This is a genomic window from Parachlamydiales bacterium (assembly GCA_041671045.1).
Lineage (GTDB): Bacteria > Chlamydiota > Chlamydiia > Chlamydiales > JABDDJ01 > JABDDJ01.
Genome location: JBAZCF010000001.1, coordinates 482459 through 505136, shown reverse-complemented (window position 1 = coordinate 505136; position 22678 = coordinate 482459). Strand labels below are relative to the sequence as shown.

At 43.3% G+C, this 22678-nt stretch carries 23 protein-coding genes and 3 tRNA genes; 16 read left to right on the top strand and 10 right to left on the bottom strand.

The genetic code is table 11. From position 1 onward, the window contains the following. The first annotated feature begins 70 nt into the window (after nt 1-70). Entirely contained in the window at nt 71-1906 is a 1836-nt protein-coding gene (locus WC222_02340) for a hypothetical protein (protein ID MFA6915209.1), read from the top strand. A 167-nt stretch (nt 1907-2073) separates the two neighbouring features. On the opposite strand, the gene WC222_02335 is transcribed toward WC222_02340, so the two are convergent. Together WC222_02335 and WC222_02330 are read right to left on the bottom strand one after the other, a co-directional pair. Next, nucleotides 2074-2958 carry a hypothetical protein gene (locus tag WC222_02335; protein MFA6915208.1) on the bottom strand — a complete coding sequence of 295 codons (885 nt, stop codon included), beginning with the start codon at nt 2956-2958 and terminating at the stop codon, nt 2074-2076. A 473-nt stretch (nt 2959-3431) separates the two neighbouring features. Further along, nucleotides 3432-4481: a hypothetical protein gene (locus tag WC222_02330; protein MFA6915207.1), complete on the bottom strand. Its 1050-nt coding sequence runs from the start codon at nt 4479-4481 to the stop codon at nt 3432-3434. A gap of 220 nt (nt 4482-4701) precedes the next feature. On the opposite strand from WC222_02330, the gene WC222_02325 reads away from it, so the two are divergent. From WC222_02325 to WC222_02305, 5 genes are all read left to right on the top strand, one after another. Continuing rightward, nucleotides 4702-4774 (top strand) — tRNA-Val (locus WC222_02325). A gap of 4 nt (nt 4775-4778) precedes the next feature. Next, nucleotides 4779-4852: transfer RNA gene (locus tag WC222_02320), tRNA-Asp, on the top strand. Between the two features lie 66 nt (nt 4853-4918). Further along, a complete protein-coding gene (locus WC222_02315; GenBank protein ID MFA6915206.1) occupies nt 4919-5863 on the top strand; it encodes a YitT family protein in 945 nt (314 codons plus the stop codon). After that, nucleotides 5860-6780, top strand: coding sequence for a tRNA epoxyqueuosine(34) reductase QueG (gene queG, locus WC222_02310; GenBank protein ID MFA6915205.1), 921 nt, complete (start codon nt 5860-5862; stop codon nt 6778-6780). The genes WC222_02315 and queG overlap by 4 nt, the downstream gene beginning before the upstream one ends. Nucleotides 6781-6936: 156 nt before the next feature. Next, the gene (locus WC222_02305; protein ID MFA6915204.1) at nt 6937-7623 is read left to right on the top strand and encodes a TIGR00730 family Rossman fold protein; all 687 of its coding nucleotides are present in this window, start codon (nt 6937-6939) and stop codon (nt 7621-7623) included. A 50-nt stretch (nt 7624-7673) separates the two neighbouring features. On the opposite strand, the gene WC222_02300 is transcribed toward WC222_02305, so the two are convergent. The 8 genes from WC222_02300 to WC222_02265 all read right to left on the bottom strand — a co-directional run bounded on the left by WC222_02300 (nt 7674) and on the right by WC222_02265 (nt 12146). Further along, nucleotides 7674-8147, bottom strand: coding sequence for a hypothetical protein (locus tag WC222_02300; protein ID MFA6915203.1), 474 nt, complete (start codon nt 8145-8147; stop codon nt 7674-7676). Between the two features lie 158 nt (nt 8148-8305). Beyond that, the gene (locus tag WC222_02295) at nt 8306-8746 is read right to left on the bottom strand and encodes a hypothetical protein (GenBank protein MFA6915202.1); all 441 of its coding nucleotides are present in this window, start codon (nt 8744-8746) and stop codon (nt 8306-8308) included. 42 nt (nt 8747-8788) lie between these two features. Beyond that, entirely contained in the window at nt 8789-9259 is a 471-nt protein-coding gene (locus WC222_02290; protein ID MFA6915201.1) for a hypothetical protein, read from the bottom strand. 139 nt (nt 9260-9398) lie between these two features. Further along, nucleotides 9399-9854, bottom strand: coding sequence for a hypothetical protein (locus WC222_02285; protein ID MFA6915200.1), 456 nt, complete (start codon nt 9852-9854; stop codon nt 9399-9401). 297 nt (nt 9855-10151) lie between these two features. Next, nucleotides 10152-10610 (bottom strand): hypothetical protein, encoded by a 459-nt coding sequence (locus tag WC222_02280; protein ID MFA6915199.1) that lies wholly within the window; start codon nt 10608-10610, stop codon nt 10152-10154. A gap of 144 nt (nt 10611-10754) precedes the next feature. Beyond that, nucleotides 10755-11219: a hypothetical protein gene (locus WC222_02275; GenBank protein MFA6915198.1), complete on the bottom strand. Its 465-nt coding sequence runs from the start codon at nt 11217-11219 to the stop codon at nt 10755-10757. 24 nt (nt 11220-11243) lie between these two features. Further along, complete coding sequence (gene rsmI, locus WC222_02270; protein MFA6915197.1) at nt 11244-12056, bottom strand: 16S rRNA (cytidine(1402)-2'-O)-methyltransferase; 813 nt, start codon at nt 12054-12056, stop codon at nt 11244-11246. Between the two features lie 18 nt (nt 12057-12074). Further along, nucleotides 12075-12146, bottom strand: a tRNA-Cys gene (locus tag WC222_02265). 157 nt (nt 12147-12303) lie between these two features. On the opposite strand from WC222_02265, the gene rpe reads away from it, so the two are divergent. From rpe to WC222_02215, 10 genes are all read left to right on the top strand, one after another. Further along, nucleotides 12304-13050, top strand: coding sequence for a ribulose-phosphate 3-epimerase (gene rpe / locus WC222_02260; GenBank protein MFA6915196.1), 747 nt, complete (start codon nt 12304-12306; stop codon nt 13048-13050). 20 nt (nt 13051-13070) lie between these two features. Next, nucleotides 13071-13634 carry an elongation factor P gene (locus tag WC222_02255; protein ID MFA6915195.1) on the top strand — a complete coding sequence of 188 codons (564 nt, stop codon included), beginning with the start codon at nt 13071-13073 and terminating at the stop codon, nt 13632-13634. A gap of 8 nt (nt 13635-13642) precedes the next feature. Continuing rightward, nucleotides 13643-14152 carry an acetyl-CoA carboxylase biotin carboxyl carrier protein gene (gene accB / locus WC222_02250; protein ID MFA6915194.1) on the top strand — a complete coding sequence of 170 codons (510 nt, stop codon included), beginning with the start codon at nt 13643-13645 and terminating at the stop codon, nt 14150-14152. A gap of 11 nt (nt 14153-14163) precedes the next feature. After that, nucleotides 14164-15531: an acetyl-CoA carboxylase biotin carboxylase subunit gene (gene accC / locus WC222_02245; protein ID MFA6915193.1), complete on the top strand. Its 1368-nt coding sequence runs from the start codon at nt 14164-14166 to the stop codon at nt 15529-15531. Nucleotides 15532-15681: 150 nt separating this feature from the next. Further along, nucleotides 15682-16152, top strand: a complete 471-nt coding sequence (locus tag WC222_02240) for a hypothetical protein (GenBank protein ID MFA6915192.1) — start codon at nt 15682-15684, stop codon at nt 16150-16152. A gap of 251 nt (nt 16153-16403) precedes the next feature. After that, nucleotides 16404-17693, top strand: coding sequence for an outer membrane protein transport protein (locus tag WC222_02235; protein ID MFA6915191.1), 1290 nt, complete (start codon nt 16404-16406; stop codon nt 17691-17693). Between the two features lie 126 nt (nt 17694-17819). Continuing rightward, nucleotides 17820-18767 carry a carboxylating nicotinate-nucleotide diphosphorylase gene (gene nadC, locus WC222_02230; GenBank protein ID MFA6915190.1) on the top strand — a complete coding sequence of 316 codons (948 nt, stop codon included), beginning with the start codon at nt 17820-17822 and terminating at the stop codon, nt 18765-18767. Nucleotides 18768-18779: 12 nt separating this feature from the next. Then, nucleotides 18780-20378 (top strand): chaperonin GroEL, encoded by a 1599-nt coding sequence (gene groL, locus WC222_02225; GenBank protein MFA6915189.1) that lies wholly within the window; start codon nt 18780-18782, stop codon nt 20376-20378. A gap of 63 nt (nt 20379-20441) precedes the next feature. Further along, nucleotides 20442-21716 (top strand): ABC transporter substrate-binding protein, encoded by a 1275-nt coding sequence (locus WC222_02220; protein MFA6915188.1) that lies wholly within the window; start codon nt 20442-20444, stop codon nt 21714-21716. Next, nucleotides 21671-22678, top strand: a complete 1008-nt coding sequence (locus WC222_02215) for an iron ABC transporter permease (GenBank protein MFA6915187.1) — start codon at nt 21671-21673, stop codon at nt 22676-22678. The genes WC222_02220 and WC222_02215 overlap by 46 nt, the downstream gene beginning before the upstream one ends.

Sequence of the window (22678 nt, the reverse complement as noted above, 5' to 3'; positions counted from 1 at the left end):
TTACTCCTCTTTTCAATAAGAAATAGCTATCATAAGGTGAAAATATATTTTCTACCACGGTTTTGCGATAATGGTTGATCCTTTACTCTTTGCGCTACACTATGAGAACGTGTGGATTGTCCCTGTCATCCATTACAACATGGAAACAGCAGCGCATGTCTGCAAACTATTCCACCAATTGAAGCCTGACGCCGTAGCGGTAGAACTTGCTGAAACTTTGCAAGAACCATTAGTCAAGGCAGCGGAACGTTTACCTGACATCAGCATTATCCTTTCCTATAGCCAAAAGACACAACTCATCTGCTATTTGGCTGAACCTACTGATCCTGCCTTTGAAGGCTTGCGCTGCGCTTTAGAAAATGGCGCCGCTGCTTACTGCATAGACTTGGATGTAGATTTTTATCCCGATGTCCATGAGCTCCTGCCTGACCCTTACGCTATCTCACGTATTGGCCTCGAAAGTTATTGGCACGCATATAACTCCTTAGCAATCAATCCTCCCAGCGCCGTACGCCATGATGAAATGCGCGAAACACACATGGCTCGCCGTCTGAAAGAGCTTTCCCTCCGCCATGACAAAGTGCTGTGCGTCTGCGGAATGGCCCATGCTGCACGCATCCTAGGCAAACTACGGTCGGCTGTATTTGCGGAGACAGTGCATGCCAAACGAGAAATCTTCGAACTATGCACCTTGACCGAAGAATCTTGCCGCGAGATCCTCCCCGAAGGAGGATACATCAGCCGCTCGTATGAAGAAGCCCGGCAAAAATACCTACAGAATAATACCGCAACATTTCCGCTCGACCGCAGGCTTCTCCTGCTAAACCTGTATAAAACAAGCGCAGAAAACTATATCTCACAGCAGAAAGGTTCCTTCCAAGGGTATCACCTACGCAACCTTATGAAGTTTTCACGCAACTATGCCCTCATCCGCAACCGCCTTACCCCAACCCTTTTCCAAATTATCACAGCCTCCAAAAGCTGCGTCGATAATAACTACGCTTATGAAACATGGAAAGAAGCTACAGCCTATCCCTACCTTAAAAATATCGATAACCTGCCCGAAATAGACCTTACACCTGAAGATGTCTGGGGAAACAGCCAGCTGATAAAATTCCGCCTTCTACAAAAAAGCGAAAAAGGATCTTTTTTCCAACGCCTGCGCAAAGATAAAAAACGTTACAAAATACAACCAGGCTTCTCAGGTTTCTGCTCCTTCCCACCGGAAGACCTCTCCATTGAAAACTTTGGCGAGTTCCTAAAGAAAAAAGGCACCCAGCTTCTGACTGAGGAAGCAGCGCAAACAAAACCCTTCTCCTCCAGTATAGAAGACGGTATCGACATGCGCGAAACGATCCGCCACTGGGCAGAGAAAAAGCTTTACGTTAAGTCTCAAGGTAAACCGCCAGGTGGTGTAGGCTCTGTCGTCATGATTTTTGATGAAGACTCGCCTAAAGAAAACGAATCCTTCAAAGAGAAATATCCCTGGTGCGTCACCTGGCATGGAGAACATGCCCAAGAATCCGATATGGCGTTTTACGCCACCCCCTTCGGACAGGAAATCATCGGCCCCGGAATCTATCGCTGCGAATATGGTGGGTTCATGCTCACATATCCCCCGAGGCGTATGATGGACATCTGGACAGATCCGGACTACGCACCCTGCCGTAGCAAAGCCGAAGTCCTGTTAGCGGCTGCTATTGACTACTCCCTCTCCCCTACCATCGTATATGTCGCTTCCTCACCGCCGAGACCACTCCTGAAAAGTTTTGCTAGCCGTTTCGGGAAAAAGGTAGTTTACATTCCTATAGGACAGCTATCTCCCGTCACGTTGAATAAACTGCGGAAATTCCACGTGTTGGATGGACATGATAAGCGAGCAATAGCAGACGAATACATCTTTTAGCCAGCGTGTGAGTAACGTGAATTTATTCGCAGAGAAGCTTTGTCCATCAAGAAGTTATCTGTAGTACTGTTTGTAAAGCGTTTTTATGAACGTTTGAGTAGGGGCGGAGATTAACCTGCCTCTACTCAAACGTTTAAATTAATGCACAATCCGTGCTCCCCAAGACTTTATATCGTCCCTTCCACTTCCTCTACTAATTTATTATATGCCTCAATCGTTGCACCCATACATTTTGTGATTTTGGTTAAATCAAAATCTTTAGCTTTAACTTTAATGTCTCTACGAGATATTTCAGCATCAAATCTTGCTATAATCGACTGTCTTGTCGGAAGAAAAAATTCGAATCTTTCTTCTCCTTCAGGTGTCAACCAAAATTGATCCCTCTCATAAGCCTCTTTATACTTCTGTACAAAATACGATTGTATATTTCTTCCTGCAATAAGCTCTTTGTCAGTGCTTTTTTCAATCGCGTACTTTATTTCATTAGTTTTGGTAATAGAATTCACTACTTTGTTCGCAATGTATGCAACAGTACAACAAACTAAAAAGGCAGGAAGAGAGGTCATCACTGAAGAACATAAAATAAATGAGGCTATGGATATAATGCTTACAACTGTAGGATTAACTACATAGCTATTTGCCCTAATACGATAAGCACATTCCTTTATCATATACGTAGCAGTAGCAGGCGAATCTTTAACAAAAATGCTGCTAATCCAAATGGCTGCATAACCACTGGTGAAATAGTTTGTTCCAAGTGAAGAAGCGCCTATCACCGGTCTTTCTTCTATTACTATGTCCTTACGAAACCCCTCAGTCTCAAAAAATGACTTCATTTTCTCGTTTAACTTCACTTCCGGAGTAAAAGCATCTTTAAGGTTTCCTAATAGCGTTGACTTCTTCTCAAAGGCTCTTTGCATCTCTGGATTCACAGCAGACGGACTCTGCGTCGATTGCTTATATGCATCGTAAACATATCCAATGGGGGTCAGATCAATTAGATCCTTCGCAATATACATTGACAATTCCGTTAGGTTACTTAGCGAGCTCATAATCTTCCTATTTTTGTTATAAATAATAATTAACGATAGATGTTATATAATTCTGAAATTAAAGTCACTATTATAACAATAAAACAATAAGGATATTGGTATATTAGATTCAGTAGACTATCTTATAGAGGAGTCTAGGAACAAAACAGTGTTTGTTTAGTGATATATTGCGTCAGCGAGCATGTCACTGTCAGCGTCACGGTCCCGCAAGGGAGCGCAACGCTGTGAGATAATGCTCGTAACAATTTAGTGTGGAGCAAAGCTTCTCTGCGTCCTTACGTCTAAATTAACCGCTATGAAACTTGAGAGTTTAGTGTTCGCGTATCAAAGTATGATAATCTCATTTTCCAACACGCTGTCTAATAGCGTTAAGATCACAGTCTATAAATAAATTAACTGGTTAGTTAAGTTAACTAGATAAGCTGCTTTCATTTGGATTTATTATGGTTGACTTGAATAATGAACGTGCGTTCTTACCTGATTTGCTTTTTGATTTCTTTCAGCCGCTCTAATACATCCTCTGCTCTAGAAATAACATCCCCATCCAAGCGCAAATCTAGCAGCATTGTATGCGCTTCATCTTCCAGTGCATTGATATGCGACAGCAAACGCTTCACTATAGTTAGCTGCTTCAAATCACTTTCTGCAACTTCATCTGCTATTTCCTGTACTTCTGACTCTAATATCACTGTTTCTAACAGGGAATCCTGTAAATGATCGCTGTATTCTTTATTGCTTGCCTCGGGAAATTCTTCTTCTATCTGGACATCTACGGCATGAAGCGTCATGTCAAAATAGGTTTGCCGGCACTGGTCTATCTGGCTCTTCCAGTAACCTATCCCTTCAAAAGTTATCTTCGAAGGTCTTTTTTTGAGGAGGTTCAAGTTCTCTATATGTACTTCCACACTAGAATCAATCCTTTGTTTCAAGTATCTTTTTCTCTCATCATCTACAGGCAGCGACTGCACTTGATGGTTGATATACTCTCGAATGACCTCTACATCGCGGTCTATCCTTTGCAGCGCTTCTCCTACAAGGTAATGGACTACCGCATCCACCAATTCTTTCTTCGTTCTTTTCTTTTCAAAATAGTCGACCCAATGCTCTGATCTATCAATCCATAGGTTGAACCTTTTGAAGATTTTCGCTTGTCCTGCCACGGAAGATGAATGCAAGGTTTGCCTTAACATATCGGCTTCTTTGAGCAACGGGTCTATAATTGCTTCGAGGAATATTCCCAATTCAGGGTCGTCCTCTCCAATAGCATACTGTCCAGCAGGATCGAAATAACTTTTAATCCGTTGCAGTGAAATCATAAGTACTTCAGCATCAGCATCTAACTCATGAATACGTCCCGTAAGGTTAATCTCCTTCTTGGTTTTCAAGAAGGTAAAGAGTCCCCGGACTCTTTTAATGAACTTATGGAATGGTGTTTTTGGAACTGCAGAGGGCATCGCTACTGCAGGAACTGCAATAGCTTTTAACTTCTTTGAAGAAGTATTCTCTTTTTTATAAATCGGCATGAATTAGTTCGCCTATAGTTATAATCTAATCTTACACACTTTTAATATATATGCGTACATTTAAAATAATCAATTGTCATCTAGAAATACAATACAACTAAAAAACACTGTCAATTTTCCCTCACACAATTCCTTTACCCCCAATTATTTATGAAATATTAATCTAAGATACTTGCAAAGAAATGCACGCTCAACGTATATTATGCGCATGTTGCTACAAGGGCGTGTAGCTCAGTTGGTAGAGCGCCTGTCTTACACACAGGTGGTCATAGGTTCGAGTCCTTTCGCGCCCAAGTTGCGGGAGTAGTTCAATTGGTTAGAGCACCGGCCTGTCACGCCGGAAGTTGCGGGTTCAAATCCCGTCTCCCGCGTTTTGTTTTTCGTAAACCAAACGCCTATCTATGTTCCTTAGCTGCTCCTAATCAAAGGGAGAATTCATGCAAGCAGCTCTTACACCCCAACATAAATCCTGGTTTCTAAATCTATATACTTATGCTGTAATCGCATTAGGCGCTTTTCTTGCCGCTTTTGCCATCGAAGTTTTCTTTTTTCCAAATCAACTTATCGACGGCGGCATAGTCGGCATTGCGATGATCGGAGCTAATATATTTGGCAAATCCTACTTCTCCCCACTGCTCTTTGTCCTGAACTTGCCTTTTATTATCTTAGCATACAAAACGATCGGTAAGACCTTCGTCTTTCATATGCTCTACGCTATTATCTCATTTAGTGCCTTCAGCTGGTTAATGCACCACTTCGCCCCCACCTGGGAATTCCATGGCGACACTATAGAAGTTGTTGTCATTGGCGGCGCCATACTAGGTATCGGCCTGGGATTGATCATCCGTTACGGCGGCTGCACTGACGGTACTGAAATCCTCGGTATTATCATCAATAAACGTACCGGCATTACTGTTGGGCAAGTCATCCTCGTCTGCAATGTCTTCATTTTTGGAGCTGCAGGACTAGCTTTCCAGGATTGGCACCCCCCGTTGCTATCCTTGATCACGTACATTGTCGTCATCAAAATTATGGATTCTGTCATCGTGGGATTGGACGAAACAAAATCAGTACTGATCATCTCACAGAAATCGAGCGAAATTGCAAAAGCAATTATACATGAATTAGGCTTAGGGCTCACTATTATGTATGGTCGTGGAGGATTTTCCGGCGACGCTAGAGAAATCATCTATGTTATCGCTGAACGTCTGCAACTTGCCGACCTTAAAGAGCTTATCTATTCACATGACCCACAGGCGTTCATCGCTATTGAAAATCTGCATGAAGTTGCTAATGGCAATCAAGGGCATAGCGATAAAGGCAAACGCTGGATCAAGCTTTTCACCAGTATTTTTGGAATATCCTCAAATAAAACTCCATGAGCTCTTCATTAACAGTTGAAGATGTACGACTTAAAGCTCTTGAATTGGGTTGGGATGATGTCGGAGTCACTACACCGGCAATACCGGATGAAGATATTGCTGCTTATAGAAAATGGCTTGAAAATGGGCGCCAAGCTGATCTAACATATATGGAGAATGATCTAAGAACGGCTCCTGATAGACTCCTACCAGGAGCAAAAACAGCTTTTCTCTTTGTCACCAATTATAAACAACCCCAACATCCCTTGAAAGGACCGGACGAAGGACTGATCGCCTCTTATGCCCGCCACCGCGATTATCATAATGTGCATAGAAGACGCCTAAAGAAACTCATCCGCTGGCTAGAGTCCCAAACCCAACAGACAAATATTGCCATAGGCTTTAGCGATTCCAAACCAATTATGGAAAAATCCCTTTTCGTAAAGGCCGGCTTGGGTTGGTTTGGAAAAAACACCCTCCTGATTCATCGACGCTTCGGAACATTTATTCTACTTTCCGGATTATTGACCACGCTCGAATTTCCAGATCTACCTTGCCTACCTACACATATACCCAAATGCGGCGTTTGCACCAAATGTCTAGATGCATGCCCCACCCAAGCGCTTGTTGCACCTTACCTATTAGATGCTAATCGCTGCTTATCCTACCATCTCATTGAAAAAGACGGGCCCATTGATCCTGAGATAGCACGCCTTAATCCCGGCTACGCTTTCGGTTGCGATATCTGTCAAAATATCTGCCCCCATAATGTACGTTCACCCTTATCCACCAATGCTGATTTTCTCCCTGTGGCTGAAAATAAGATCTACTTATCTCTAGAGAAATTAGCTCATCTCGACACCCTAGATGGCTCCCCTCTTAAACGAAGAGGTATTGAAGGACTAAAGCTTACATTAGAACAGCTCAAAGAAAAATAATTGCCTTCCATTTTGCCCTTCAACGCCAATTTTCATCCAGTGCAACTGCCTCTAAAAGTTATTCATAAGTGCAAAATGCATTACCATCATTTGCTTATTCAAAAAAAAATTACACTCTGCGACACTGACGAAAGCTTACATTTTTTAGGAATTATCATGGAAACACCGCGCACATTCAATGACCCTTCATCAATGCTTACAACAGATTCATGGCGTGTGTTCCGTATTGTTTCAGAATTCGTTGAAGGATTCGAGACAATGACCAACATCGGGCCTTCCGTTTCTATATTCGGCTCAGCACGCCTAAAAGAAGGAACACCCTACTATTCACTCGCTATCGATGTTTCGCAAGAGGTTGCAAAAAGGGGTTTTGCCATCATTACAGGGGGCGGACCAGGAATTATGGAAGCTGCCAACAAGGGCGCTCAAGAGATTCAAGGGAAATCCTGCGGCTTAGCTGTCGATCTACCTTTTGAAACAGAACCCAATAAGTTTATCGACCCTAAATATTGCCTAACTTTCCGCTACTTTTTTGTAAGAAAAGTTATGTTTATCCGCTATGCACAAGGTTATGTATTTCTACCGGGGGGATATGGCACTCTGGATGAGCTTTTTGAAGCGTTAACATTAATCCAAACGAAAAAAATCCATCCATTTCCAATCTATCTAATGGGAAAAAGCTACTGGCAAGGTTTAATTGAATGGATCAAATCTACAATGCTCCAAAACGGATGTGTCAATGAGAATGACCTTTCGCTCATACAAATTACAGATGATCCAGGAGAAGTTGCTAACGGAATTGAAAGGCATTATCAACGTCATCAATCCCTAAGAAATTTTTAATGTCAATTGGATCAAATGAAAAATACGCCTTTTGCCGCGCTTCTAACAGGCTAATCTACGGGCGTGCCCCAATGATCGGATGCGCCGGATGCATAGAAAATACTCAATACACAGGCTGCTGCTGATATTAAAGTACTTGCAAGTGTAACACCCTTAAATGGATTTGAAATTAACAGATGCACACCCCCTCCGAGGTTCACAATGTTACTTGCAAGAAAAAGGCTTAAATATATTTTACTAGAAAAGTCCCTCAATTTTTTATTGGCAAAATAATCTGCATAACTGAAGGCAGCGAAAGAAAATGCCCCGCCCAGTGTAAAGGCAGAAAATACTGCGCAGCCTGCTCCCCCAGTTCCTAAAATAGAAAGTCCAACCAAACCGGCAATGACCATTGAAGGGTAAAATGAAGCCAGTATCAAACTTTCTCTCTCCGGGTTTGATATTGCAATAGTTGAATACACTCCAGCATTCAATAAATTTGGAAGCATTAAACTACTTAAACTAACAGATGGAAAATAACTCATCGAAATTTTTTGTCCATTTTACGAGCCATAGACATGGTTTCCTGAGTACCCCATATCTATGTCGAATATTACGGTTTTTTTTAGATTTCTAAGCGCTACCGACAGCAATACTAGCACCCAACATATTCTATTGAAGTCTCCAAAGATAACGCTTAGAGTTACAAATCAGAGTAAATATACACTGAAATAGCAGCAGAAAGAGTTCCAGCCAAATTCATATATCTAAATGGCAAAGCTATAAGAGAATGTACTCCACCACATAAGTTTACGATTGAACTGACAACCCCTATATTTTTCTCATAGTCCTTTGCATAATCACGCCACGTATTTAAAAACTGATTGTCGCCCTCATAAACTTTTCCGAGGGTAATAACACCTGCAGTTGCAAAAGCACCGAATACAGCATAGCCTACAGGACCAGAACCTATGACTGCAAGAGCCGTACAACCAGCAAGAATAGAATTACTGAAAGTAAAGACTCTATCTACAAGGTCATGAACTCTATATTGTTTGGTTTGCTCACTAGCTATTGATCCCAAAGTTAAAAATGCAAAATTTGCTCCCACTAAAGGAACCACAGTACTTAATTGAAGGGACATAAAAACCTCTGTTATTTATTTTATAGTTTATCTAAGAGTTTATTATTCCTGACACTGGGATCTAACAAACATATACGTAACAAAAGCAGCAGACAAAGTTCCACCTAAATTCATAAAACTAAAAGGTAGAGCTATTAAAGAGTACACTCCGCCACTTAAGTTTACAATAGAACTGACACACGATATCCCATCCTCATATTTTTTTGCCAAATCGCTCCAGTTCTTGAGTAAGAAATTATCACCCTCATATATTTTTCCAAGGGTAAGGGCGCCGGCAGCGGTAAAAAGACCGAAAGCAGCGTAACCGGCACCGCCCGAACCTATGACAGCAAGAGCGGTACAACCAGCCAAAACAGCATTACAACAAATAAAAATTCTTTCAATAACATCCTGGGTGACGTCTTTTAAATCACTATCTTCAAAACATTCTAAGGCTATCAGTGGAAGTGCAAAAGTTGCTAAATTTGCTCCCACTAAAGGAACCACTCTGCTTATTTCAGGAACGAATGACATAAATTACCTTTTTTTAAAGCCCTCAAAGATTCGAGAGCATTAGTTATACTTAGTTAAAATAAGAGTTAGAATGAGCTACAAAAATAAGAGCGTTTAATCCAACACTTGCAACATTCAAGGGACTAAAAGGAAATGCTATTTAAGAGTTAGAATGAACTACAAAAATAAGAGCGTTTAATCCAACACTTGCAACATTCAAAGGACTAAAAGGAAATGCTATTATAGAATAAATTCCCCCGCTCAAATTTACAATTGTACATATTGTCATCAAAGGATTTTCAATTTTGTCGGATAAATTCTTCCATTGGCAAAGAAATTTATTTTTTCCCTCATAAAATGTACCCAAGAAAAATGCACCGGCTCCCACAAAAGCCCCTACAGCTGCATAACCTGCAACACCAGGACCTAGCATTGCAAGGCTCATACACCCTGCTAAAAATGCAGAAGTAGCTATGATAACTTTTCCTATAGTTTTATTAGTTTGTTTATAATTATCCTCATTAACTTCCTTGTTTATGATTACGGCAATAAGAGAACAAGATATGTTAAAACCCGTAAACTTCACAGCTGCACTTAAACTTGGAACGAAGGACATATGAAAACCTTAATTATTAGTGATTCATCAATAATACATCAAAATATAAATTAATACAATACATATTTTTAATTATAAAAAAAACAGTCTATCTAGTTACTCAATTGTATAATTTATTAATATTAAATAATTTTAAAAAATATTAATGACGGCATATACTTTAAGGACCTAAAGGCATAGTTCACACTTTTCTGCTAGTAATGAGTTTCCAAGTTGTTTCCGGGGATAACAAAGATAGTGCGGCCTTTCAGGGGGCAGTGGTGACAAGTCGGACTTGTCACCACTGCTTCGTGGACTCTATTTAGTAATTGCGGCAAAGCTAACAACGCTAAGAAGCCCTGCTAGAGTTGAAGCACCTAAATTTAAGTAACTAAATGGCAGGGAAATAAGAAGGTGTATTCCTCCTGCTGCAGCAACAATATTCCCTGCTACAAAAAGATATGCTAGTGTTTTTTCTGAGATATCTTTTACAAGGGGGTTTTTCATCCTGTTTGCTAGACAGTATCCTAGAGAAGACAGGGTGCCACCACCAATAAAAGCTGCAAAAGCAGCACAGCCTGCACCTCCGGTACCTAGTACAGAAAGACTAATCAAAGCAGCAATAATTGTTGTGGGATAGTAACTAACTATATATCCTAGATCATTTAATGTATGGCTACTTTTTATATTCATGTTGCTGGCTGCAATCACAGCACAGCTATTTACTACGCTCGGCCACATTAAACTGTGCAAGCCTAGGCTAGGTAAGAAACTCATATTAACTTCTCCTTTAATATTTTATGCTAGAAGCGCCCTACGAAGAACCCTAATTTGTTTACAATTACCATAATACTAACAATTATTTTAAACAAAAGGTAAAAGGTTTGGGTGTTTAAAACTGTATATATTTAACTGATCTACTTATCTGGAAGCTATCATCAAATGAACTGCAGAGAAAAATGTGCTCGCTACATTGTAGGAATTATAGGGAAGGGAGATCAACGAATATACTCCACCAGCTAAATTTACTATTAAACTTAGATGATAGATAGGATTGGTGATTTGAAGGGACAGATCCCTCCATTTGCGAAACAAAAAAGAATTACTCGTAAATAAGGGACCGAGCGACACCACACTGTTACCAGCAAAAGCATAAAAAGTACCATAGCCTACGGATGTGGGTCCAATAATAGAGAATGCCACCACGCCTGCAACTGCAATAGTTGAAGCTTGTAAGAGAATTGCTAATTTTCGTTCTTGGGATTTTGTTGTTTCAAAAAAACTACAGAGAACTGCAATCCCTCCCATTGCAAGAAAATGAGCTCCGGTCAATTTTACAGCAGAGGCTAGCCTCATTGAGGAGAGAAGCGAAGCGGCGGCTTTCATACTAATTTACCTAAAATGTACAGTTTATTCTTTATCCATCAGAAGTCGATAAAGCAAATTTCTTGAAACGCCTAAGCTTTTCGCTGCAGCCTGTAGTGCATCGCGTTTGGAAAGCCCTTCTTCTAAAAGCCATGCAATAAGTTTTTCAGGAGGAAAAGAAAACTTTTTTTCTATCTTATAGTGACCAATGATAAGCACAATCTCTCCTTTAGGAGGATGGCGGGTAAAATGCTCCACTTGATCAGTTGCTTTCTTATAAATTATTTCCTCGTGCAGCTTAGTGAGTTCGCGGCAAACAGCGACAGGTACGTCAGGAGATAGGTCGTTCAAAGCTTGCAGAGTTTTTAGCAAGCGCTGGGGTGATTCATAACAGACAGTACTACCGTCATACTCAATAGCCTCTTCAAGAGCTTCAGAGAGAGCTCCGGGTTGTTTTGGCAGAAACCCAATGAATTGAAAACGATCGGTGGGCAAAGGGGAAGCCGACAAAGCGGTTATAACTGCACAAGCGCCTGGAATGGGGACTACTCTAATATTTTCTGCATAGCACTGCTCAATAAGAACATGGCCGGGGTCTGAGATTCCCGGTGTTCCTGCATCACTGATAAGCCCAATTGAAAGATCATCCTTTAGGTCAGCAATGACTTTTTCAGACCTATAAGCTTCATTATGTTGATGGTAGCTGTAAAGTGGTTTTTTAATGTCAAATTTATCTAAAAGAGGGCGTGAATGACGCGTATCTTCACATAAAACATACTCGCAAGCATTTAGTGTACTAATTGCACGAGCTGATATATCTTGGAGATTGCCAATAGGCGTGGAGATTACAAATAACACGATATCAAAAAAGTTAAAAGGTGGCACCCAGATTTGAACTGGGGAGTGGAAGCTTTGCAGGCTTCTGCCTTACCACTTGGCTATGCCACCGAATATGCCATTTGTTATAGAGAGAATTACCATATCGCGTCAAGGGAAATTCACAATAAAAATTGAAACACCCTTCACGCATAATTCAAGATAGGCTATCTTGACTTTAACACCCAGCAAAGTGTATGAATTTAGGGATTAATTAATAAGAGGTCCAATGTCAGAGAAACATGAACCCGGCCATATTTACGTAGGGCCATCCATTTTAGCCTGCGACTTTGCTCATTTAGCCGCTGAAGTGAAGCGTACTGCTGATGCCGGAGCTGATTATTTACACGTCGATATTATGGACGGCCATTTTGTCCCTAATTTGACAATGGGTCCGCAGATCGTTTCTGCCATCAACCGTTCCAGCGACATCTTTCTTGATGTCCATTTAATGATTTACAATCCTTTTGAATATGTGGAAAGGTTTGTGGAAGCAGGAGCTGACCGTATCACTATCCATTTTGAAGCGACAGAGGATGTTGCCGACACCTTAGCCTATATACGCAAATGCAATGTAGAAGCAGGATTGGCATTTTGTCCCGAAACTTCCGAATCAATGGTTGTTAAATACCTCGATAAATGCGATCTTATTCTTTTGATGACAGTACACCCCGGTTTTGGCGGTCAGTCCTTTATGAGCGATGTCGTCAGTAAAATCAGCTTTACGCGCAATATGTGCCGTAAACTGGGCATCGGCGCAAATGGCAAGACTTATGTTAAAGAAGGCGAATCGCTGCCTTCCTCCTCCTATCCGCCTATGGCTATCCAAGTGGATGGAGGCATTACACAAGAGACTGCAGCGGAATGCATAGCCGCAGGGGCCAACCATCTCATCGCCGGAACATATTTGTTCAAGGACGATCGGATGGCCGAGAAAATTAACGACCTGCGCCGTGCGCATGCGTTCCAACCTTAGAACTATTTTTGGAGTTACTTATGGCTGCTAGCAGCAACACAGCGATAACGGCAGGGATGACAATCTCTCTTAATGGAAAACTTTACCGGATCGAGTCTTCAGTAAAGGTTAACGTTCCTAAAGGGACGCCCTTCATTAAAACCAAGTTACGTGATCTGCATACCAACGAACTTGTAGAACGTAATTTCAAGCCAAACCAGACAGTCAAAGAAGTTAACCTAAGCGAAAGAAATTTAGAGTTTTTGTACATGGAAGGAAAAGATTTTCTTTTCTTAGACATTGATAGCTTAGACCAAGTCTTAATCCCTTCTGCTGTGATCGGTGGTAAAACGAATTACTTGAAAGAGGGTATTGATGTCAAAGCACAGTTTTATGGCGATGTCATTTATAACGTTGAACTCCCCCAATTTTTGGAGTTGATGGTCGCAAAAGCTGATGAAGTTAACGAGAAAAAGATGATGACGAATGCCACTAAGACCGCTGTTCTAGAAACCGGCGCAACAGTTGAAGTCCCCCTCTTTATTGAAGTGGGCGATATTGTTAAAGTGGATACCCGTACTGACGAATACATTCAACGTGTTTAGGAAATACCGTGGAAATTAAAGATCTCAAACAACATATCAAAGAACTGATGGCCGCTATGGGCCGCACAGGGATGAAGCGTTTAACAATAAAGCATGACGACTTTGAACTTGAGCTGGAACGCTCGGAAACTCCCTGTGAGATGCCCCGTGCGATGGAACCTGCGGAGAAACATGTCATCACCCATGACGGGCCCGGAAAACCCCTCCCCCATTCCACCTCCCCCATACCTCATGAACACTCCAGCCCTACCCATCATCAAGAAAAATCCCATCCTAGTGATGGAAGCACTTTTATCACTTCCCCAATGGTCGGAACATTCTACAGCTCAGCCTCTCCTGAAGCTCCCACTTTCGTCAAAGTAGGCGACACAGTAGCGAAAGACGATGTAGTCTGCATCATCGAAGCGATGAAAGTCATGAATGAAATCAAGGCCGGCGCGTCTGGCTCGATAGTGGAAATCCTCGTCTCTAATGGCGATCCGGTCGAGTTTGGCACTAAACTATTCCGTGTCCGCTAGGGGTTAAATTCATGCAAAAAGTACTTATTGCCAACCGCGGAGAAATTGCGGTACGTATCATCCGCGCTTGCCATGACCTAGGCTTGCAGACTGTAGCGGTTTACTCGACAGCAGATGCAGAAGCTTTACATGTCCTGCATGCCGATGAGGCGATCTGCATCGGTGAAGCGCCCTCTTCCAAATCTTACCTCAAAATTGCCAATATTTTATCCGCTTGCGAAATTACAGGCGCGGATGCAGTCCATCCAGGGTATGGCTTTTTAAGCGAGAACGCAAACTTTGCTTCCATTTGCGAAAGTTGCGGACTGACCTTCATCGGTCCCTCCCCTGAATCCATTAGTCTTTTAGGGGATAAAGCAGAAGCTAAAGCTACGGCCAAACGATCCGGCTGCCCCGTTATTCCCGGTTCCGACGGTGTCGTCCGGGATTTAGACCACGCCCTCGAAGTTGTCCGTACACTTGGCTACCCTATTTTTATTAAAGCGGTAGCCGGCGGCGGCGGAAAAGGGATACGTGTTGCCCATAACCGTGAAGAGTTCTGTAAATATTTTGTAGCTGCACGCACAGAAGCCGAAGCAAGCTTTGGCAATCCTGATGTCTATCTAGAAAAAATGATCATGCAGCCGCGCCATATTGAAGTTCAGGTCATCGGCGATAAATATGGAAATTATGTCCATCTAGGAGAAAGGGACTGTACTATACAGCGCCGCAGGCAAAAACTGATCGAAGAAGCGCCAAGCCCTCTTTTAGATGCGAAACTGCGCGAGAAGATCGGTAAAGCTGCCGTCAATGTCGTCAAAGCCGCCGGATACTATTCTGTCGGTACCGTAGAGTTTCTATTAGACGCATCGATGAATTTCTATTTTATGGAAGTCAACACACGCATCCAGGTGGAACATACTGTTACAGAAGAACTTACCGGTATTGACCTTGTTGCAGAACAGCTTAATATTGCTATGGGTGGAAGGCTCAGTTTTACTCAGCGAAATATAAATTTAAACGGACACGTTGTCCAGTTCCGTATCAACGCTGAAAATCCTGCCAATAATTTTTCCCCCTCTCCCGGAAAATTGGAATACTATTTACCTCCAGGCGGACCACACGTACGGGTGGATAGCGCCTGCTATTCCGGCTATAAAATCCCTCCCCATTACGACTCGATGATCGCAAAATTGATCGTAAAAGGAAGCACCCGCGAAGAAGCTCTAAAAAGGGCTCGCAGGGCATTAAGAGAGTTCCATATTGGCGGCGTGCATTCGACGATACCCTTTCATCTATTCATGTTGGATGATCAAGCGTTCCTCGATAGCAATTATGACCTTGGTTATATTGACCGTCTGATTGCAGAGGGATGCCGTTTCAGCAACGACGAACAATAGCAGCAATAACACATTCTATAATTCAATTTATACAAGCGTCTTTTATATGGCGCTTGTATAAAAACACCAATTACAATTCACACTACTTATTGACTTTAACAATAATTATTATTATAATTCTTGCATTATTACACCTTATAAAGGTCCTTTATGTCATTTGCAAGTTTAGTTCATCCTTTATCGACTTTAGCACCCACTGCTTTAGGTCTGGCCGGTGCTCAATTAGCTGCAAAATTAAATCTCTCTCGGCATAGCTATGTCACTTCCGCCCTCGATTATGCGCAAACTATCACCGCGGGTTTAGTGGCCATTTCTATTTTAGGGGCAGGTGGTGCAGGATGTGCGACGTTTGTTATTCTGACAGGTGCTCATGCAGCGTGTAAATGGGCATTGCATAGAGAGCTTTCTAGTAAGTGTCCATGGATGGAAAAGCGCGAATTTCTTATGAAAATGGATGCCAGGATTTCTTTTGCCGCAGCCTTAATTAACTCAATGGGCTGTTTGGGAGCTGCCTTTGGATCCTATCCTATCGGCTCCTTAGCGCATCAGCTTTCTCCGTGTTATATCTATCTTGGCGCTATCCTTACTTTAGGAAAGTCAATGCCTCTACTTCCGAACTAACAAGCGAAACATTCCCTAGTATAAGAATGCTGCGTTTGTCTATGGCAATGCGGGCGCTTTTGCACAAAAATTTGCCCTCGTCCCGGTAATTATGGTCGGCGGAATCATAAAACCATTAAAGCATCTTGCTTTTTCGAACTAGAATGTTGAACAGCTATTAATTACTCTTTAAATTAAAACAATTACTTGATTTCTCGTATCAAATCATATATGAGTAAATGGAACTCTCATTTCGCAATACGAGGAACAAAATGTTAAAAGGATCATTACGCTGTTTATATACAACTTTAGCTGCCTTGACATGCATACTTATCCCCTCACAAAATACCGAAGCTTTAATTGCTAGCGTTAAGGCTACCGGTATGGGGGCTGTGGGTGTAGCAAAACCACAGGATGCTCTTGCTGCTGCCTATAACCCTGCAGGTATCACCGATGTGGGCGACCGTATCGATGCAGGTATCGTCTGGGGCCATGACCAAGGCGACGGTATTGCATCCGGCAACCGCAGCCCTGCAGCACCTTTAGTTAACGGAAAATTTAATGCGTTTACAACGCACGACTTCTACGCTCCTGATTTTGGTATCAACAAGCACTTCTGTGTTTATGACTGGGATATCGCGGTCGGTTTGTGCGTTTACAACAGAAACGCATCTAAAACAACTTATGGACAGGCTTTCCCGTTGTTCGGAACTTCCAACTTAGGTATGGAATACATCCATCAAACAATTTCCATTCCGGTTGCTGTTAAAATTTGCGACCATAGCTTCGGCGTATCTTTGAACTATATGGTACAGCGACTAAAGGTTAACGGCCTGCAAAGATTCGACACTCCTGCATTTACTGCACACCCCGGCTTCCTTACAAACAAAGGATATGCTTATTCCAATGGCGTAGGCTTCACTTTAGGATGGAAGTGGGATATTCTTCCTTGCTTAAGCGTAGGCGCTACATTCCAGCCTAGAACAAGCATGAACCATTTCGGCAAGTATAAAGGCTTCTTAGCGCAAGACGGTTTGTTGAACATACCACCTCTAGTGTCTGCCGGTATTTCATACCGTTTTATCCCACAATCCAGCATCAACTTCGACGTTCAGTATGTGGGTTGGAGATATTGCCGCTCTATCCATAATCGCCTCCAACCAGCATTCGGCAACATTTTGCTAGGTCAGGCTGATTACCGCTTAGGTGGTAAAAATGGTCTTGGCTTCGGCTGGAGATCTCAGTGGATCTATCGTATGGGTATCGACTATGACTTAAGCTGCGAATGGACCGTACGTGCCGGTGCGCGTTTTGCCAAGAGCACTATTCCTGCTTCGCAAACTGCTGTTAACCTCTTAACAGATGATCCTTGCGGTAACTTCATCATGGCGGGTTTTTCTTACCGTCCTACCTGCGCTCTGGAACTCAGCGGTTATTATGCCAATGGATTTAACCGCGTGACTAAAGGATTCAACACTATTCCTGCGCAATTGGGCGGAGGTAATACATCCTTGAAGCAAGCTAAAACTGCTGTCGGTTTATCTGCCGGTTACAACTACTAAACCTTAGGGTGAATAGTTGACTCCTGCGTAGGGGTTTAGCAAACAGAATGTCTGATTGCTAAACCCCTTGCTTTTTTCCGCCTTTTCATATAAGATTCACTCTCTTCAATATGAGAAGGTATAATTATGCAGTCGGATCTATACTTCGACCAGCTTCTTTCTATCGCGGTCGCTGAGGACCTAGGCGATGGTGGGGATATCACCACCAACACCTCTATCCCGCCTGATCTTATGGTGTCAGGAACGTTCCATATCAAGCAAAAAGGGATCATTGCTGGACTGGCTTTATTAGGTCCTTTATTCCGCAAAATCGACCCTAGAATCTCTATTAAGCTTCTGGTTGAAGAAGGTTCTTTCCAGAAGGCTGGGGCAGCAATAGCTGAGATCTCCGGACCGGCCAGGGGAATCCTGACAGGAGAAAGAAGTGCTTTGAATATATTGCAGCACCTTTCAGGCATTGCTACTGCCACCTCTGAATATGTAAAGATCGTATCGGGTCACGCATGTGCCATCCTCGATACACGCAAGACATTGCCGGGCCTGCGCGCCGCAGAAAAATACGCCGTGAGGCTGGGAGGCGGACACAACCATCGTTTTGGATTGGACGACCGCTTTATCATTAAGTCCAACCATTTAGTTTTTACCGGCTTGGCGCCGGAACTGGCGATCCGACAGATTGTCGCAGCGGCAAAACGATCCTATCCCCATCTTCCATTGGAGATAGAGGTCCACCGACACGAGCTTTTTGATGCAGCTTTGGAAGCACCCGTTGATGCGATCATCATCTTCGGCATGACACCGGCCGAAACAACGGAATGCGTACAAAAAGCACATCGCAAAGGGAAGAAAGTTTACTTCGACGCTTCTGTCGATTTAACACCGGATGCTGTCCTAGCTTACGCCAAGGCAGGTATTGATGGAATTTGCTTGGGGGCCATCACCTCATCGACCCACGCTCTCGATATCGGACTGCGTATGCATCCGATAAAATTGGACGAGCCTAAGCAAATAGTTGAGCCTATCGCACAGCCTTCTAAAAAAGGGCTAATGTCAAAGTTATTTTCAAAACGTTAAAGGAGTATTACCATGTCAGCAGACAGTCCAAAAGAGCTTATTTTCGAAGAAGACTCCAGAGTACTATTATTAAAAGGCATTACTAAGCTAGCCGATGTCGTTGCATGCACACTAGGTCCCAAAGGCCGCAATATCGGTTTAGAAAAAAGCTGGGGTGCGCCTTCCATCACTAACGATGGCAGTACTATCGTAAAAGAGATCAGCTTGCTTAACCAGTATGAAAATATGGGCGTAAGCATTGCTAAAGAAGTTGTCCAGAAAACAAAAGAAAGCTGCGGCGACGGAACCACGCGCGCTACCCTCTTGTTAGCAGCTATGGTCTCTAACGGTATTAAGCAAATTTCTTCAGGCATCAATCCTACCCAACTTAAAAGAGGGATGGACAAAGCCGTAGAAGCGATCATTAAAACACTGGAAAAAACCGCAATCGCTATCAAAAGCCCGACAGAAATACAAAACATCGCAACAGTGTCGGCTTCCGGCAATGCTGAAATTGGTAAGATCATCGCTGAAGCAGTGGCAAAAGCAGGACCTAATGGCGTCATCACGATAGAAGAAGCTAAAGGGACAACGACGATCATTGAGAAGACTGAAGGTATGGAATTTGACCGTGGCTATTTGAGCGCTTATTTCTGCACAAATTCAGACAAAATGACAGTAGAGCTTGAAAATCCTCAAATTCTCCTTGTCGATCGTAAAATCAGCAACGTACACGATATTCTTCCCATTCTACAAGCGTCTGCCTCCACAGCGCGTGCTTTGCTTATCATTGCTGAAGACATCGAAGGCGATGCACTGTCCACTTTAGTCGTCAACAAACTGCGCGGTACTTTAAAAGTCGCTGCAATTAAAGCCCCCGGCTTTGGCGACAGAAGAAAAGCGATGATGGAAGACTTAGCAGTCTTAACCGGTGCTATTGTGATCAGCGAAGATGCAGGTATCGCACTGAAAGAAGCGGATACACACCACTTAGGTTCAGCTGAACGTATAAGCATTACGAAAGAAAATACAACGATTGTGAATGGAAGCGGACAGCATGACAGGATTGCAGCACGCATTAAGCAAATCGAACATGAAATCACGAACACTACAAATGACTACGACAAAAAGAAATTGGAAGAGCGCAAAGCCAAGCTAAGCGGCGGTGTAGCTGTTATCCGCGTCGGAGCATTGACAGAGAGCGAGTTGAAGCAGCAGAAGTCCATGTATGAGGATAGCTTGAACTCCACACGCGCTGCTTTGCAGGAAGGCGTTGTTCCCGGTGGCGGTATAGCGCTGCTGCAAGCACGTAAAGAGATTGAAAAACTCAACTTAAAAGGCGACGAGCTCTTAGGTGCAAAAATTGTTTATCAGGCTTGTGAAGCTCCTTTTAAACAAATTGTTGCCAACTCAGGCCATGACGGCTCCGTCCTTATTTACGAACTTGAATCTAAGCCTGCAAACTTTGGTTTTAACGTTCTGACCGAAAAGGTAGAAAACCTTATTGAATCCGGTGTGATTGACCCTGCTAAGGTTGTGAAACGCAGTCTTATCCATGCGGCCTCTTCTGCCGGCATTATTCTTCTGACTGAAGTCTTAATCGGCAAAGCGCCGGAAGACGATGAAGAGTAAATTCGGTTTTGAATAATCCTTGTGCGCTTGCTTTAACCGGCAAGCGCCTTTTTGGAAATGCTTATGCGCTTTGGATATGTACTGGCCTTTTTATTTATCGCCGGCTGGTGGTCATGGGCCTTCATGCCTAAAGCGAGTCTTCATACTGTTCCTTCTGCACATTACGATCCTGCCTCATTGACTGCTACAGCTCAGCCTGCTTTGTCTCCCCTTGTACGAGAGGATATCTCGCGCGCACTAAGCGGAGATTTTGATCTTATCTCACGGTTGCTGATCGAATGGGACATGGATGCACAGCTACTGCAGTTCCGCGGTTTGGAAGGGATCGAAAGGCTTTCAACTGAACGTTTGCTGACCGCTTTGGACCTTGTCTATCGGCTGCAGCAAAATAATAGGGACGAAATTGCTTCGCTCCGCTCTTTTTATCGTAAATCTTCTGTTATCGACGATGCGAGCGTTGTTTTCCCCTGTCAAAAACAGACCCCTAAAGTTATTCCACACACTATTGCATCGGCTTCATTCGTCTTGGCTTTGAATGGAACGGATAATGTGGTAGCTATCCCTAAAGCCATCAGAAATTGGCAGTCATTTTTCCCCTTGCAGTCTATGCAAGAGATTCCTTACGACTGCGACAGGGTTTTAGGAGAGGTTCTATCCGCCGCCCATCCCGATATCGCTTTTGTCGCCAGCTATTCCAACCCCGCCTCTATTGAGGCTTTACGCCGTCAAGGGGTGGATATTTTTACTCTTTCAGATCTGAATACTAAAGATGAGATTACTTCAGCTATTGAACGGATCGGGGAAGCGATCAACCGGTCATTAGAAGCACAAATCCTATGCGCTTTCATCGATGCAGCTTTTCTTTGCATAGACAACAGGGTCGCTGCGATGCGCAATGACTTCCAACCTTTTGTCAAGCCGCTTGTCACCTATTATTATGGGCAGTGGTATTTCCCTACTTACAAAACGCTGACATCGCGCTTGGCCGAAAGGGCCGGCATCCCTTATCCGCAGGAAAATCTCTTCGACCATCCCCATTCCATTATGTGGCTGCAGCCGGTATCTAACGAACAAATTGTCTTTTATAATCCTTCCCAATTGATCATCGCTGCTGATAAGCGCGCACCTTTGCATGTGCATACGCTTGTCAATCAACCTTTTTTCTCCGAGATAGACGCTTGCCGCAATTCCAATATCCAAATCATCGATGCAGAAATACAGCAAAGCGTATCGCAACATATTGTGTTAGCCTATTTTGACCTTTACCATGCACTCATCAGATTAGCAAAACCATGTCCACCAAAATTAAATACGCTTACATCTGCCTTGGCCTACTAATCGTCGCTTTTTCTGCGACGTTATTGGCTACAGGACAAATTGCTTGGGCCGAGGTTTGGCGTGGCGCTTTAGCACGCATCAGCGGAGAGACGGGCGCTTGGAACGCTCTTTTGGATGAAAGGATTCCTCGCCTCATCGTCCTGCTATGTACGGGGGCATCCCTTGCCGCTTCGGGTGCTATTATGCAATCGCTGCTGCAGAATCCTCTGGCAGCTCCTACCATTCTGGGTTTGACAGCAGGAAGCAGCTTAATGGTCGTGCTCGTCTTTATTACCGGGTGGCATGTAGTTTACAGCTGGTCTGTCCCTTTTGCTGCCATCTTGGGTTCTTTGCTTGTCTTGGGAATTTTATCCTTAATGAGCCGCCATCAGGAAAGACGCCCTTTCTCTGAGCTAATCCTGCTAGGCATCGCCATCGCGACGCTTCTTTTAGCTATCCAGCAGACGGTTTTGTATGCTTTCAGGGATAACTGGCAGCTTATCCAGGTTGTCACTGAATGGGAAGCCGGCTCATCGTTTGACCGTAGTTGGGAGCATGTCCACATGCAGCTGCCGCTTACACTCATAGGATTAGCTGTCTGTTTTTTCTATCGTAACGAGATGAATATTTTATCCTTAGGTGATGAGGAAGCGCGTACTCTAGGGGTGGATGTCCGCAAGGTGCGCTGGCGGTTGATCCTTAGTGTTAGTTTGCTCTCCGGCGGTGCCACTGCAGCCTTAGGCAGTGTCCCTTTCTTTGGCCTTATCCTCCCCCACTTACTGCGGCGTCTATTCTCCTCTAACCACCGCGTCCTGATCCCTTTATGTATTTTTGGCGGTGCGGCAACGTTGGTTGCTTTCGACCTTCTCTTAAGACAAACCCAGCTGCATTTCCTAACGATTGGAAATCTCTCTGCTATTTTCGGGGGAATCTTCTTTTTATTTTTATTGCGCCGTAAAACCCTTATCTCTTCCTTCGGATAG